18 protein-coding genes and 1 tRNA gene are annotated in these 14,290 nt (G+C 45.7%); 5 read left to right on the top strand and 14 right to left on the bottom strand.

The window, feature by feature from the left end; translation table 11 throughout:
- Positions 1–3: 3 nt before the first annotated feature.
- The 4 genes from ACY0JR_RS12150 to ACY0JR_RS12135 are packed head-to-tail and all read right to left on the bottom strand — an operon-like array spanning position 4 to position 2,846.
- On the bottom strand, positions 4–1,215 hold the full coding sequence (locus ACY0JR_RS12150) for a DUF3570 domain-containing protein (protein WP_462634363.1): 1,212 nt from the start codon (positions 1,213–1,215) through the stop codon (positions 4–6).
- A gap of 19 nt (positions 1,216–1,234) precedes the next feature.
- Positions 1,235–1,465 (bottom strand): DUF4266 domain-containing protein, encoded by a 231-nt coding sequence (locus ACY0JR_RS12145; RefSeq protein ID WP_462634362.1) that lies wholly within the window; start codon positions 1,463–1,465, stop codon positions 1,235–1,237.
- The gene (locus tag ACY0JR_RS12140) at positions 1,462–2,358 is read right to left on the bottom strand and encodes an FAD:protein FMN transferase (RefSeq protein WP_462634361.1); all 897 of its coding nucleotides are present in this window, start codon (positions 2,356–2,358) and stop codon (positions 1,462–1,464) included. Before ACY0JR_RS12140 ends, ACY0JR_RS12145 begins: the two co-directional genes overlap by 4 nt.
- Before the next feature lie 56 nt (positions 2,359–2,414).
- Positions 2,415–2,846, bottom strand: coding sequence for a thioredoxin family protein (locus ACY0JR_RS12135; protein ID WP_462634360.1), 432 nt, complete (start codon positions 2,844–2,846; stop codon positions 2,415–2,417).
- A gap of 263 nt (positions 2,847–3,109) precedes the next feature.
- Here ACY0JR_RS12135 and ACY0JR_RS12130 point away from each other — a divergent pair, with 263 nt between their 5' ends.
- The 4 genes from ACY0JR_RS12130 (at position 3,110) to ACY0JR_RS12115 (ending at position 6,906) form a co-directional block, all read left to right on the top strand.
- Entirely contained in the window at positions 3,110–3,520 is a 411-nt protein-coding gene (locus tag ACY0JR_RS12130; protein WP_462634359.1) for a hypothetical protein, read from the top strand.
- Between the two features lie 271 nt (positions 3,521–3,791).
- Positions 3,792–4,070, top strand: coding sequence for a hypothetical protein (locus tag ACY0JR_RS12125; protein ID WP_462634358.1), 279 nt, complete (start codon positions 3,792–3,794; stop codon positions 4,068–4,070).
- A gap of 274 nt (positions 4,071–4,344) precedes the next feature.
- Entirely contained in the window at positions 4,345–5,679 is a 1,335-nt protein-coding gene (locus ACY0JR_RS12120; RefSeq protein ID WP_462634357.1) for an NAD(P)/FAD-dependent oxidoreductase, read from the top strand.
- A 624-nt stretch (positions 5,680–6,303) separates the two neighbouring features.
- Positions 6,304–6,906 (top strand): hypothetical protein, encoded by a 603-nt coding sequence (locus ACY0JR_RS12115; protein WP_462634356.1) that lies wholly within the window; start codon positions 6,304–6,306, stop codon positions 6,904–6,906.
- Positions 6,907–7,037: 131 nt separating this feature from the next.
- Here the strand turns inward: ACY0JR_RS12115 and ACY0JR_RS12110 are convergent, their stop codons facing one another.
- The 10 genes from ACY0JR_RS12110 to ACY0JR_RS12065 all read right to left on the bottom strand — a co-directional run bounded on the left by ACY0JR_RS12110 (position 7,038) and on the right by ACY0JR_RS12065 (position 13,655).
- Complete coding sequence (locus ACY0JR_RS12110) at positions 7,038–7,529, bottom strand: ankyrin repeat domain-containing protein (RefSeq protein WP_462634355.1); 492 nt, start codon at positions 7,527–7,529, stop codon at positions 7,038–7,040.
- Between the two features lie 613 nt (positions 7,530–8,142).
- The gene (locus ACY0JR_RS12105) at positions 8,143–8,394 is read right to left on the bottom strand and encodes a hypothetical protein (protein WP_462634354.1); all 252 of its coding nucleotides are present in this window, start codon (positions 8,392–8,394) and stop codon (positions 8,143–8,145) included.
- Between the two features lie 256 nt (positions 8,395–8,650).
- Positions 8,651–9,037 (bottom strand): hypothetical protein, encoded by a 387-nt coding sequence (locus ACY0JR_RS12100; protein WP_462634353.1) that lies wholly within the window; start codon positions 9,035–9,037, stop codon positions 8,651–8,653.
- Positions 9,038–9,353: 316 nt separating this feature from the next.
- Positions 9,354–9,686: a hypothetical protein gene (locus ACY0JR_RS12095; RefSeq protein WP_462634352.1), complete on the bottom strand. Its 333-nt coding sequence runs from the start codon at positions 9,684–9,686 to the stop codon at positions 9,354–9,356.
- A 1,032-nt stretch (positions 9,687–10,718) separates the two neighbouring features.
- Entirely contained in the window at positions 10,719–11,024 is a 306-nt protein-coding gene (locus ACY0JR_RS12090) for a hypothetical protein (protein ID WP_462634351.1), read from the bottom strand.
- A gap of 121 nt (positions 11,025–11,145) precedes the next feature.
- Positions 11,146–11,445 (bottom strand): hypothetical protein, encoded by a 300-nt coding sequence (locus tag ACY0JR_RS12085; RefSeq protein ID WP_462634350.1) that lies wholly within the window; start codon positions 11,443–11,445, stop codon positions 11,146–11,148.
- 145 nt (positions 11,446–11,590) lie between these two features.
- The gene (locus ACY0JR_RS12080) at positions 11,591–12,028 is read right to left on the bottom strand and encodes an energy transducer TonB (RefSeq protein ID WP_462634349.1); all 438 of its coding nucleotides are present in this window, start codon (positions 12,026–12,028) and stop codon (positions 11,591–11,593) included.
- A gap of 114 nt (positions 12,029–12,142) precedes the next feature.
- A complete protein-coding gene (locus ACY0JR_RS12075; RefSeq protein ID WP_462634348.1) occupies positions 12,143–12,400 on the bottom strand; it encodes a hypothetical protein in 258 nt (85 codons plus the stop codon).
- Positions 12,401–12,709: 309 nt separating this feature from the next.
- Positions 12,710–13,114, bottom strand: coding sequence for a hypothetical protein (locus ACY0JR_RS12070; RefSeq protein WP_462634347.1), 405 nt, complete (start codon positions 13,112–13,114; stop codon positions 12,710–12,712).
- Positions 13,115–13,583: 469 nt separating this feature from the next.
- Positions 13,584–13,655: transfer RNA gene (locus ACY0JR_RS12065), tRNA-Arg, on the bottom strand.
- A gap of 177 nt (positions 13,656–13,832) precedes the next feature.
- On the opposite strand from ACY0JR_RS12065, the gene ACY0JR_RS12060 reads away from it, so the two are divergent.
- Positions 13,833–14,252 carry an organic hydroperoxide resistance protein gene (locus ACY0JR_RS12060; RefSeq protein ID WP_462634346.1) on the top strand — a complete coding sequence of 140 codons (420 nt, stop codon included), beginning with the start codon at positions 13,833–13,835 and terminating at the stop codon, positions 14,250–14,252.
- Positions 14,253–14,290: the final 38 nt, after the last annotated feature.

Genomic DNA, 14,290 nt, shown 5'->3' with positions numbered 1-14,290 from the left:
ATGCTACTTAATAGTGGCTGCTAACGAAATGGTGTTGGAAACTAGACCGTTGCTGCGGTTGTAATGGCCGTAACGAAACTCTACAGTGTTCAGCTTTTTTATGCCTAAGATTCCCTCCAAAGAGGTTACCCTGAAATTGACGCCCGCATAGTGGCTGGTGAAGGAAGAAAGGTCGTAATCGCTGGTGTAGCGGCGTTCCAACGGAGTGTGCTCTTTATAACCCGCAAAATAATCTGCCGCCGTTTGGGTGTAGAGGCGATAATAAGGGCTCACAGATAGAAAAGGAGTGATTTTGTAAGGAACCTCCAGTTCTAAGGTATGGGCTTGAATGCCCCAATTATCAGTATAAAAACGGTAAAAGGATCTCAGGATTACTTTGTCTGAAATAAAGTAATGCAGCCGCATGCCCACCGGTAGTTTCAGCCGAGTAGAAGGCAAACGTTCCACATTCAGGGAGTTGTCTGAAAAGTAAACCCGCTGATAAAGAGTGCCTAGCTGACCAGATTGGTAGGTGATATCAGATAAAAAGGAAAGTTGCAGGCGTTTGTTAATGACTTGCGCCAAAGAAAAAGAAGCATTGTACGTATTGCGTGGTCTGGAACCATGAGCCTCAGGATTATCCAAGACAGAGCCATTTACTTCAATGGTTCTGAGTTCAATAGGATAAATCACAGTCCAGGTGTCTAGGTAAGCACTGGCTGTTACCCCAAAAGAGCGGTTGTTGTCCCTGGAGAATTTTGTGAAGTTGAAGCTGGCCCCTTTAGAGAAGTAATCATACTCGGTAGACACAGAAGCCCCCGCGCCCACGGCATAATGTTTCTCGTCATCTTGCATGGACCACTGCACCGATGGGTAAATGCGGTTATCGGCTGCTGAGGCAGAGGAAATGGTAGTAGGATCTATCAGGTCAGAGGAGGCCGAAGAATAATGGTCAATCCCCACCGCCACGTTAAGCGAATGGGCTCGGTTGCGGGCATCTGACCGGGTGAACGTCACCTCAAAGCTAGTCGCTACATCAGTAAGTTTTTCTGTGCCAATTCCGCCGGTCACGGCTGAGTTATTTCCGTCCTGCGTGTAATAACTGGACACAAAGTTTACTTCTTCCAACTTCAGTTTACGGCTCTTGAACGCTGTGCTGTCTTTGGGGTTGCTTTGGGCAAAAGATGACAGAATGGAGACGAAAAACAGCGTGGCACTAAGGTAGATCTTCCGCATACAAGAGGCTTTCTAAGCGTTAATTACAGCCACAACCACCTCCGGAAGTGCCACCATTGGCTCCGGCAGCACCCTCGCGGTACTGCATGAAGTTCATCTCGGTTTTCTGTACTTTCCTGGCCGAAAGCTGCATCTCTGAATCATTCAGGTACATTTTGTTGTACTCCTTCACAGACTGGCAGGAAACCAGGCTGCCTGCACCTGTTGCCACCAACAGGAAAAACAAAAGCGGACGTTTGCAAAAGATCATGCGGTTAGCCTGATGTTATTGGAAGTAAATACGTTGTTCTGGTCATCTATCATGATGCAGGCAATTTTCTTCATCTGGTTAATCAGTTCCAGGCCCACCTTTACGCCCATTACCATCATGGGGGTGGCCATGGCATCTGCCAGTTCTGCATTGGGGCAAATGATAGTGGCACTTTTCACTCCTGTAACGGGTAAACCGGTTTTGGGATTGATGGTGTGGCTGTATTTTTTTCCATCAATAACCACATATTTTTCATAGTTGCCCGAGGTAGCCACCGCCATGTCTGTGATCTTGAGTTGGGAGAAGGGCTGGCGGGTGGCGTCTGGGTCAGCAATCCCTATAGTCCAGGCTTCTCCGGTGGGTTGCGTGCCCCAGGCAGTTAGGTCCCCGGCCGCATTCACAATCCCGCTTTTTACGCCCATTTTCTGCAAAACGGCTTTCGCCTGTTCGGCGGCATAGCCTTTGCCAATTCCTCCAAAACCAATACGCATCCCTTTCTCTTTCAGGAACACGCTTCGGTCTTTCGGGTTCAGTTCCACATTGCGGTAATTCACCAGCCTGACAGAAGCTTTTGCTACGGATGGGTGGGGTAGGGCTTTCATTTGCAAATTAAAGTTCCAGAGGCTTTTATCTACCCCGCCGTACGTAATGTCAAAAGCGCCCTGGGTTAACGCAGACAAGCGCAGAGAACGGGAAATAAGGTCAAAAACTTCCTGCGTGGTCTGCACCGGGGCAATGCCTGCCATTTGGTTAATCTGGTTGGTAAGGCTGCTGTCTGAAAAGGTGGTCAGAACCGCTTCAATGCGTTGTATCTCGGCTATAGCCTGGTCCAGGCAATGAGCTGCCTGAGGCTCATCTTCGGCTAGAATGGTGAGTTCAAACCTGTTTCCCATCAGTTTCTGAACACGCCGGAAGAGCCGGAGCGTAGGGGCAGTTGCTGAATGCTGGCTCACTTCTGAGGAACTGATAGGAGACTAATAAAGTCTTTCGCTTCTTTGGCCGGAATTCCTTCCCACTTCTTGATGATATTGCCGTTGGCGTCTAGCAACAGCGTAAGCGGAAAAATGCCGTTCTTGTTGTATTGCTCCGCCAAAGCTTCATTCAGGGCTATCTGGTTTTTGTCTAGTTGGTTTTTCTTCTGTCTGGGGAAATCGGCGTTTACCAAAACTAAGTTCTGGGCAGCGTAGGCTTGAAAAGCCTCATTTTCGAAAATGTCTTTCTCCAACTTGATACAGGGGCCGCACCAGTCAGAGCCAGAAAAATTAAGCAAGATGGACTTGTGTTCAGTATGGGCGACCGTTTTAGCCTGCTCCATTTCCTTGAGCCAAGCAGGCGAGGAAAAAGAAAGAAACGCACTGAAAAGAAGAAGCAGAAAATTCATCTGGAAAGATAGTTTAAATGGTGATAGAAAGGAAATAGCGGGTAGTTGCAGCCAGGTATCTCTTCTTCTCTAAGACTGTTTTGGTGCCTGATTGGTTCCTGTAAAATACGTTTAGAGGCTGATTTCAGGAAAGCGGGCCGAAAAGAAAACGAGTACGTAAGATTTGCTAAAAACAAAGCAAACAAGCCCCCGTACAGATTTAGATAAAAGAAAAGCTGTTGAGCGCAGCTTTCATTGTTTCACCCCTCTAAACCATCATTACTATGTGGCAACCAATTACCAGGCCCATGCACGGCGTTGCAGATGTGGCCTATATTCCGGCAGTAGCTGCGGCCCCAGAGACCGTGGGCTTTACCGAAGAAGAAACGGCAACCACCCTTTGCCGGGCCATTGCGGGCGGCACCCTGGTGTCGGCCTTGATCACCAAAGCTGAATGGGGCGCGGTGCAGGTGATGCCGTTCAAAGCACACCTGGCCGTTGACTTCGCTACCAGCGTCTTCTCCTTGGCTGCCCCCTGGATTTTCGGGTTCTCCCAAAACATGAAAGCCCGCAACACCTTTCTGGCCATGGGGCTGGTAGGCTTGGTAGTAGGTACGCTTTCCAGACCAGAGGAAATGGACCCTGGCAGAGTAAGAACCTTGAAAAGAAGAGCCAGCACGCACCCAGACTTGTAAGAAGAGTAGGTAGGCCCGTTGGCAGTTGGCACCTGAATTTGAGTTGCTTTCAGAAAAGCAGCCTAATTTCAGGTGCTTTTTATTTTACTCGGCGTAAGCCGAAATGCTGGGATGTAGGAATAGGGTAAGATTTATCTTAGGTGGCTGAAGGTTGAAATTCCTTCTTCGGAATATGACTATTCATTCTGAAAGCTGTTTATGCGGAAGAAATGGTATTTTAAACAACTCTAAGCGATCATCGTAAGAATTAAAATACCAATCTATTGAACAGATGAAATCAATAACTTATACAAAATCAGCTTCGGCGGTGCTTCTTTTTATTTTCCCGCTGCTGGTAAGTTGCTCAGTATTGACCGGTGGCGGCATGTCCAGTGACCCCATTGTGGCCGAGCAACAGCGCAGAGTGGAAACATTGAAGGCCGAGGTGAAAAGAGCTGAACAGGAATCTGACGATGCCAAGGAACGCGAGAAAGCCGCTAAAAGCAGACTGAAAGCAGCGGAGGACCAATTGAAAGTATTGCAGACCGAAGCCAAAAGGAGAGGCGCTTAGCCTCATGATTCAGCTTAATTTCAGCGGAGTTTTTGTTGCTTCATGAAATACAGGTAAAGGAAAGGATGCTCTAAAACCCCTGTTGGTTCCCTTGAAGGAAGGAGCCCACAGGGGTTTGTTTTTCCATGCGGGCTGCTTCTTTTCAGTTTTGTGCTGCTTTCCTTTAAAACAGCACAAAGTCTGTTCCGTACACTTTAACCAAACCAGCAGCAAGCCAGGCTTGCAGCACGAGCGTTTTTACGCTACGTTTGGGAAATCACGCTTAAATTGGCTTATGGCAAACTATGCAAGAATAACGAATACCGGTAAACCGAAAGTGGTGATTATTGGCGGTGGTTTCGCGGGGCTGGAATTGGTGAAATCCCTGAGAAACGCCGATGTACAGGTTATTCTCATTGACAAGCAGAACTACCACACGTTTCAGCCGCTCATGTACCAGGTGGCCACGGCGGCCATAGAAGCAGAATCCATTATTCACCCGTTTAGGAAGGTGTTTGACGGGCAAAAGAATTTCTTTTTCCGGCTGGCCGAAGTGCAGCAGGTAGACACCAAGCAGCAGTTGGTGGAGACCAACATTGGGCTCATCAGGTATGATTATCTGGTCATCGCCACGGGTGCTACGTCCAATTATTTTGGGGATGTGCAGATGGAGCAGAATGCCTTTTCCATGAAAAGCGTAGATGATGCCATCCATCTCCGGAATACCATTCTGAGCAACTTTGAAGATTCCCTGCAACTGGACGACCACGAGCAACTGAACAGCCTTATGGACTACGTGATTGTGGGCGGCGGACCCACGGGTGTAGAATTGGCGGGGGCGCTGAGCGAGCTCCGTAAGCACGTTTTCCCCAAAGATTACCCTGAGCTGGATTTCAAGTCCATGGACATTCACCTCATTCAGAGCGGTGGCGAGTTGCTGAAAGGGATGTCTAAGGAAGCCTCGCAAAAATCATTGCAGTTTCTGGAGGAAATGGGGGTGAAGGTCTGGCTAAACCGACGGGTGAAATCATACGACGGCTACACCGCTACCCTAGACAACGGCGAAACCTTGATTACCCGCACCCTCATCTGGGCGGCAGGCGTGACCGGCAACCCTGTGAAAGGCCTGAAGCCGGAAAGTCTCCTAAAAGGAAACCGCTTGCAGGTAGACGTGTACAACCGGGTGGTGGGCTATGAAAACGTATTCGCCCTTGGCGATATCGCTGCGATGGTAACGCCCGAGAATCCGCAAGGACACCCTATGTTGGCGCAACCCGCCATGCAGCAAGGAACCCTGTTAGGCAAAAACCTGATCAGACTCTTCGCCGGACAGCCCCTGCAGCCCTTCGTTTACAATGACCAGGGTTCCATGGCCACCATTGGCCGCAACAAAGCCGTCGCCGATTTGAAGCTGTTCAAAAAGGACATAAAATCGCAGGGTTTTCTGGCGTGGCTTATCTGGATGTTCATTCACCTGGTTTCCATTGTAGGCTTCCGAAATCGCTTAGCCATCATGCTTAACTGGGGTTGGAATTATTTTACCTACAACTCGGGCAACCGCCTCATCATCGGCAAAAAACACGAGAACATTCCTATTTCTGAGTCTATTACCCACAAAACAGTAATCTAGCTAAATGCCACTAGGTTGTTATCTGAAACAGATACGTGTAGTTCTGCTGCCAGAAATAAAGTACACCTTTCATGGTCCAAGTTGAAAACTTGAACCTCCCATGACCTGAAGTTTGAAACTTCAGTGAAGCGATAGCTTCAAATTATTACCAAGTCGCTTAAACAAGCATCCATTCAGTAAGTACTACCCAGTAGTACTTTGCTTCTGCCTTCAAGCTGCCGGAGGCTCGCGCCAGCAGCGGGAATAACCCAGCAAAAGCAAGTTGAGGCTCACGCCTCACGGAAGTTTCAAACTTCCGGTATTTTGGGTCCAAGTTGAAAGCTTGAACCATGGAGTATTCCTGTCATTTCCGCGAGCTCAAGCTTTTGTTCAATTTGCCTACCTACTAAGGTGTGAAGCGTCTGTTTTACAAAAGCAGAGGCATGCCCGATAGCGATCTTTGTGTACGGATTGGATTGTGTGCTAAATAGTAGAATTCACGCAGTTTGGATATCTCTACTATTAGTACAAAACGCAATAGCAGACTTGGTGCATAATTAGATAGTAAGAATCCTTTTGTGAAAGAAACTAATTGAAAATGAACTCGTTGAAAATATTAAAAATGTATAACTAAAGCTGATAATCATGAAAACACCTTTACTTATTTTGTCATTGGTATTGGCAGTAGTAGGAGATGCTATAGGCCAGACCGTCACTCCGCCGCAAAGCACAGCACCCGTAGCTGCTACGGCAGTAAGGCAGGGCAACTGGTTAATTGGAGCTGGTATTGGTGATATTGGCCACAACTTCAAATCAGAGACTTTTACCTTGAATATTGAGCCCAGGGCCGGATATTTCATCAGCGACAATGCAGCTATAGGAGCGCAAGTGCAATTGGGTGCCGAGTTCTATGATGGTGGTGAATTTTTTAACTATGGGCTTACTCCCTTTATCAGGTATTACTTTCCAGAAGGTGCAGCTCCTACGCACCGTTGGTTTGGGGAGGCTTTAGTGGGTATTGGTGGTAGCAATCAGGAAGACGCAGATGGGGACCGACTCCTTTCTACCGTATATGGTGTAAGGGCGGGCTACGCCCACTTTGTGGCAACCAACGTTTCTTTAGAGGGAACTCTCAACCTGGTGCGCAGCCATGCTAATATTGATGTAGGCTCGGGTACTTCTGGTAACACAGGTTTGTCTTTGGGTTTAGGGTTCCAGATCTATCTTCCATCTAGAGGCACTCGTTGATTCTCTTGGAAATTAGATGATGGGGTAGAAGTAATAGGACAAGCAAGAAGCCTGTTTAGGTGCTGTTTATAGAAAAACAGCACCTAAACAGGCTTCTTGCTGAACGGGCAGTGGTCATTAAAAATGAAAAGCTAGCTGCCGGGATGAAGTACTTTGATGGCTTCTTCGTTGCCAATCTTGTCGGCCATTTCTAAGGCGGTGAGGCCACGGCTGTCTCTGATGGATTGGTCTGCGCCGTGCTGGGCGACTAGTTTCATCAGTTCATGCCGGCCGAACATGGTGGCGAACATGAGGGCGGTGCCGCCGCTGTAATTCTGAATGTTTAAATCGGCTCCGCGGGCAATCAGAAGTTCGGCAATATCGGCGTAGCCTTTAAAGCAGAGACCCATCAGGGCGGTGTTTCCGCTCATATCTTGCATGTTCACATCGGCCCCGGCATCAAGAAGAACTCTGGTGGCTTCTAGATGACCTTCGTAAGAAGCTAAAATTAAAGGCGTGAAGCCCCGGCCATTCTGGGTATTGATGTCTACGCCTTGGGCGAGCAGATCCTGTATGGTGGCTACGTCGCCTTTGCGGCAGGCGTCAAAGAGAATGTCTTCGGGTCTGGTAGAAGTAAATTCCATGGTGCTGGTCAATTTTCTTGTTTCGTATTTCTTGCAGTACGTAACCTGTTCAGGGTTGAATATGTTTTCTGCCTTCGCAAAGGTACTCTTGATCACGGCGGAAGGGAATGGACGCGGTTACGTTTGGGAAAGTGACGTTAATTCAAAGCCCCTGAGTAGTGAGCGGAGGGGTGTACCTCTAGCTGATCACTCAGGGGCTTTGGGGTTGTAACGTGAAGTAACTTAATCTCTCTTTGAATCCTTCTTTTGTTGTTTCTCCGCCCTTTTTTCTTTCAGGGTTTTGGTGGCTGTCTTCTTCGCTTTTTCTTTGGTGGGTGTTTTTCCGGGCATGGTAGTAACGTTTACAGTGAAGTACTTGATTAAAGATAAAGAATTAAACAGATATATAACACATCTGCCAGCCTATCTATTGTGGCGGGGCGCAATGATCTTCTCTCACTTATACGCACAAACGTTGCCTTTAACCTGTATAAGATGAAGGAACTATTACTTTGTTGCTTCCAAAAAAAACAGGGGCTTTCCCTTTTGTAGGCTGTTTTACTATAAACGAACTCAAAACAGGGAAAGGAAAGTAAGATGGTTCGGTTTTAGCAGTTTAAGAAAGAAAAGCGGTTTAGCTTAGCAGCACCACCTTGTTGTTACGGTAAATGTCAATGCCTACCCGGGTAAGGTGTTTGATGCTTATTCTGACTTCGTAGACTGCTTTTTCGCCATTCTCTTCCCGTTCAAACCGGTGATTCTCGCCCAGCAGTGATTTCTTTTCCGAGACAATTTCGCCGTTGTATTTGATGGTTTCCAGACCGGTGAACGAATTGTCTACTTCTATTTTGACTGAATCTGTGAGGTTAAGCGTGAGCACGTTCATACAGGTAGATTTTTGAAGGTTCAGAAAGACGCTAGCGGCAGAAGTGCGTTCCTGCTGGTAACAAGCACTCGCTACGTTAGTTATTAGTCTGCTATCCCTTTGAATTCTTACAGCAGAAGCATGGTTTGTCAGGCTATTTCTTCATCCTGGGTTCAGGTTTCCGGCTGCAAACCTTCCCGTTTGTTTTACCTCTGATTTTCAGAAAACAAAGCCAGAATAAAGGTAAGCGGACAATCTACCTGAAGAAACGCAGTTTTTACTTTCTCCGGAACTCACCCTGGGCGTAAGGTTCTTCATAGTACCTTCTGGAGACCGTCCATTTCACAGAGGCTATGTTTTCGTTCACCAATGAGTCTGCGTAGAATTTCTGTTGGGCAGTGGTGTACGAGGCGGCCGAGTGCTGCATCTTCAGCTCTTTGAGGCATGTTTGGCCTTCTCCCGTGAACCTGCCCGCCCGTTTTATCTCTCTTCCGGATTTTGTCTGAATCACGAGCGCGTAAATGCCAGGCACCTCCTTGTTGAAACACATCTCAAAGGATTTCTGGTCCAGCACCTTGAACGAAGTCATTTTAATAGAATCATCTTGCCTGTTGGTGCAGCCAAGAAGCGAGAGGAAAAGGAAGCAAAGTAGCTTTACTTTCATGAATGGGTAGACATTAAATAAGTGCCTTTAAATGATGCCGTAAGCTTAGCCGAATAGCAAAATCAGACAGAGGTGCACTTAAAGAACAGCCTAAAGGTACGTATTCCTTGGTTGTCTACCGTGATTTGTAACGAATGCGGCGGCGTATAAAAAAGCCAGTTGAGTCAGATGAACAAACATCTGACTCAACTGGCCTTGGAAAAAGAACAGCTACCTTTTACTGACGGAGCAGCTTGATTCAAATTTGAGAAACTGCTTCTGCTGGGGCAATCCGCCACACTGAGGTTGTGAAAACAAAGAAACGAAGTGTGGCTCCTTAGTTACACTCCACTGCTTCGGCCGGAACAGAGTTGGCAGAAGTGCCGTCCAGCAGGAAAGTGATCACGGTTTTCCCGAACCAAAGGCCGTCTTCCACGCCGCCTCCTTCAATTTCCTCTACGGCTAATTCCAGCATTTTGGTCAAGAACAAAAACCGCTGGTGGGCTTGGGTGCCTTCAATTGAAGTCTCTACCAGATGCTGCAGTACTTCATGGGTTTCCTGAAAAGATGCCAGAATGGTAGGGGTTGCTGCTTCAGCGAAGCTGGTAGTGGTTTCCAGGTCTGCTAAAATGTTTCTCAGTTCCCGAATGATTTCTTCCCTTAGTTCCATAATGTAAAATTTCTTCTTATAAGCTTCATTAAGTTTTAGATGGCAATAGTGCCCGTATTTCTATGTTATGCTATATTTCTGTACTGGTGCTCAAATGTTAGTTAAGGCTGTAAATGCAATTCTGATACAGTTTGTTCCTGTTTCTTTAGAAAGTGGCTGATAATTGCATTTGTTGTAAGTTGTACTTTACCCTAAAAAACTGAATTGATTTGTCTTTTGCTGCAACAAGATACCTAAAAGTACAATAAATACAACACGCCTGATTCGCAACAAATATTTTTTTACCACTCTGACCAAGCGGTTCTTGGTTGAATAGTTGCTAACCAATGCATATTTAAAGATGGATTATAGTGAGGAGGATAGTTGAGGGTGTATGCTGAAAACGAGTTGTAGGAAGAGAGTTCATGTAATCTATTGATCTAAAAAACTGCTTTAAAGCTTAAAAAATGATGTTTTTAAAGGCTGGGTAAAAGTCTGATTCCTAATCAGGAAAGTCTTGTCGCCTTCTTTGAATTGCACTGCGTGGCAGAAGATATGTTTACTTCTGGCCTTGAGTTTATCATGAAATATTTTTCAAATTATTTTTAAGTTAGAATAGTGGTTTGGAAATAATTATATTGAATTGTTAGAGGAGTTATAAAGTAAGCAGGGGTGTGATTTGAATATTTATTGTACTTAAGAAAGTAAGATATAGATGCGAGTTGAAAAATATACTTACTGAGATGTTTAACTCTTTCTGAATGGTTGTGTGAAGACAAATTTTATCCATCAGACAAGATTAGTACCGCAAATAGACACAGATCTTATAATATTGCTAAACTGCTTAGAAAAGTTTTGGTCTGTTTCTCCTGTCCAGGAAGGTGGATAAGTAGTGATTGCTAACAAAGTTATCAACATGGTAAGGCTGAAACTGATTTGGCTACCTAAGTTAGTAGAGAGTTTTTCCTTTTTCTGCACTGGTTTTCTAAAAATGGACCATTAACGGAGGAGAAGGGAAAAGGAATGTTTCAGTTGTTTGTTGCTGGAGGAAGCTTAGGGATTGCTGACAGAAGTGCCCTCCAAAAAGAAAGTGATTGCTGATTTGCCGAACCAAAGCCCTTCCTGAATGCCGCCGGCTTCAATCTGTTTCCGGGCTAGTTCCAGAATGTTGGTCAGATAGGCTATTCGCTGAGCACTATACCCGAACTCAGATTGGTCTAGAAAATGAAAGATCAGCTCCCGGGCTTCTTTGATTGCCGCCAGGGAAAAAGCATACGCCACCATCCCTTCGTCTGTGCATGCCTCTAACTCCAGGGAAAGATCCTTTAGTCGCTGAATGTAAACGGCTGTCGATTGCATCTTCTGTAGGGCCACGCTGCTTAGGGTGTTGGTGTTAAACCGCTTAAAAACAGAAAAGTTGCTTCACCCGCCTAAATTTTTAGGGCATGAGTAAACGGGTGCAACGTGCCGGTGAAGTGCCTTAAGAAGTGGTGCCTTCCGTTTTCTTTAGAAATTCTGACAAGGCCGTAAACGCAATTCTGCCGCCCACCAACGTGGTGCTCATCCTGACTAAATTCTCAGCTTTGTCCAGTTCCTTGATTGTCTTTTTAACCTGTCCTTTTACTTTGGTATCCCCATTTTCGGCTAATTCCTGCAAGGCCTGTTTTGCCTGGGTAAAAATCCGGAAAGCCTCTGCGGAATCCAGAGGGTTTTCGGGCTGGAATTCCAGTTGGGCCAGCAATTCCTTGATACTGAGCAGTGCGGTGTTGTTTTCTTCCATAACGTTTTGGTAGGTTGGAATTCCTGTACGTCAAAAGACAGGTTTTGGTAGAATCTCGCTCTTTCTAAAATATAGAGAAAAGCAGAATAGCGGTCAGGATTTTGTGAAAAGCGATAAGGCTGCTTTTCGGCATTGGTTAGTATTGCTAATGTGTAACTACCCTGAAAGGGCAAGTCATAAGCGTGGCTACAGCCGCATTATTTTTCATTCCTGGTTTCCAATGGTCTTTGGTCAAGCGAATAACGCGTAGTGCTTCGGCATCAATTTCTGGGTGGATTGACTTTACAATTTTCAAATCAGATATGTTTCCTTGCGCATCTACCACAAAGCTGCAAAGCGTCTCGCCGTGCACGCGCGCTCTAACAGCATTAGCCGGAATCCTGAACCTTTCAGCCGTGAATTGCCCCAAGGCGCTAAATCCAGGTTTAGAGGCTTTTTTTGTGAAGATGGGTGCTTGATCTACCTCTCCTTCCGTGTAAATGCGGGTGGTGTCCTGAATTGTAGTTGAGGTGTTTGGTGCCTGAGCATAGCTAATAATAGGAGAGACAGCCAATAGGAGACCCGCCAGAAGAATGTTTTTCATGTATTTTGGTTAAAACGGAAGTAATGTAGGTGTAAGGTTCTTATTGCAGGTTTAGTTGGTCTTGTTTTTTTGTTTTCGCCCCAAGTCAGACGTAAGATGGTGTAATGGTAGTAGTTATTTCGCTAGATTATCTTTGCTTACTTTGTGGGTATTCTCGAAATCTCCCTTACGCCACCCCATATTGCTCAAGTCCCCGTTAATAATATAGGCCCCTGTCTCCACATCCAACACAATAACCCCTTTTTCTCCAACTTCCGTCTGGTATCTGCCTGCCTGTCCGTTGCTGCTGTTTTTAAAACTGAAAACCATGATCAATAAGGCGGCGCTTAAAAATCCGATTATAAGTGATTTAAGGTCTAACTGGTTCTTCATATTGATGGAGAGTATGTTTTCTTTACAAGGTTTTGAATCTAATTTTGTCTGCTTTTACAGAAAAGACAAAAAAAAGTAGTTCCTCAACAAGATATACAAAAGACGCAATACAAACTAACACCTTTGAAAAGCAAAAAGCCCTCTCTGCATCAAGCAGAGAGGGCTTTTATGAAAGTGGCAGATTGACGTCTATTGCACTACTGTGGCCGGAAATGCTTTTGCCTATAAATTGTTGCAAGGCGCGTAATGATTAGCTTCCTATGAAAACGGCTTTCCAGGGAGCTTTCCAGATTTGGTAAAGTAAAACAGCTATTCTGATTGTGAGTCTTTAAGCCACGTAATCGCAGCTAACGGGCAGCTGAAACTCTGAAACTGTACCGGTAAGTTCAGGTCTTTCGCAATCTTGGCAGATTTGCCTTCTCTCTTCACATCTTTAGGCAGAACGCGGGCTATCTTCTTCAACCGCGTGCCCATCAAATCTGAGGCGAACTTTTTGGTCACTACTTTGTAGGCCTCTTCCTCCACCTCCACCAAAGACTCTCTGGAATCAAGCATTAAGCGCTTGATGTCATAAGCTTTGATGCTGTCAATAATTATATCTAGGCAATAGTTTGCCTCAGACATGCCGAACTGTTTGACGTCGGGCATGAAAGCAATCAGAATATCTTCGGTAGGGCTATAATCTAGAGTGACGATACCGCTATGAATCACCATACAAGGTTTACTTTATAGATTTTTGCTGCGAATATACAGGATTTGTTAATTGCTGCGCGCATTTTTAAAGCACCAAGGCTCTAAATTTTAACTTTTTATTCTTGTCTGCAATCCTTATGGTTTAGAATTGCATTGTTTTGAGTTAGGTAAACTTTTATTCGTCAATGAAGTAGTTGCTTGCTGCATATGCTAAAATTGCTTTATCTGTTATCATAACCCACTTTGTCTTTATAGAAGCAAGTGAGCTTTCTATAAAAGCGGTTAATTATTTGGTTGTGGTATATTATATAGACCAAAGGAATGAAAATAGAGAATATACCGATTGGCTATACTTTAGCTACTCTTTTTCTGCCAAATATTTATATTTAAGTAAACATCTAAATGATGCCGTAAAGCTCAAGACCAACCTATTAATAGCAAAAGCAAAAAGCCCTCTCTGCATCCAGCAGAGAGGGCTTTTGAGGTAATGTGGCCGCGTCAGGAATCGAACCTGAATCGAGAGCTTCGGAAACTCCAATACTATCCGTTGTACTACGCGGCCCGGTATTGCGAGGGCAAATGTAGGGAATGGGAACCAAGAATGAAAGTCGCTTGCAGCGTTTTTTGGCTGTTTACACAAAAAGGGGCGTAAACGGGAAAGGAATACAAGTCGGGCCTAACATTTTCGGCTTGAAACAGTTTAGAGAGGTAGACACTGTTCAACACAACTTAAGCGACTATGAAAAGAGTTTACACGGCGGAAGTGACCGCTACCGGAGGCCGCAACGGTCAGGTAAAATCATCAGACGGAATCATTGACATGCCCGTGCGTCTGCCCGAGGGCTTAGGCGGCAAAGGCGGGGCGACTAACCCAGAGCAATTGTTTGCGGCGGGTTATTCGGCTTGTTTCCAGAGCGCCTTGCAGTTGGTGGCCAGCAAACAGCAGATTAGACTAGACGAGAACTCCACAGTCACCGCCCATGTGGGGCTGGATATGTTGGATGACGGGGGCTACGGACTTTCAGTGCAGTTAGACGTGAAAGTAGACGGCGTAGACAGAGCCAAAGCCGAAGAACTGGTGAAGCAGGCCCATGAGGTATGCCCTTATTCTGTAGGAACCCGCGGTAACATAGACGTGCAACTGAATGTGCTGGACTAATCAGCGGTAGCTGTTTTCAAGCAGATTTCTGGAAATAA

The sequence above is a fragment of the Rufibacter sp. JT3400010 genome (assembly GCF_054956755.1).
This window is presented reverse-complemented; position numbering and strand designations above follow the sequence as displayed.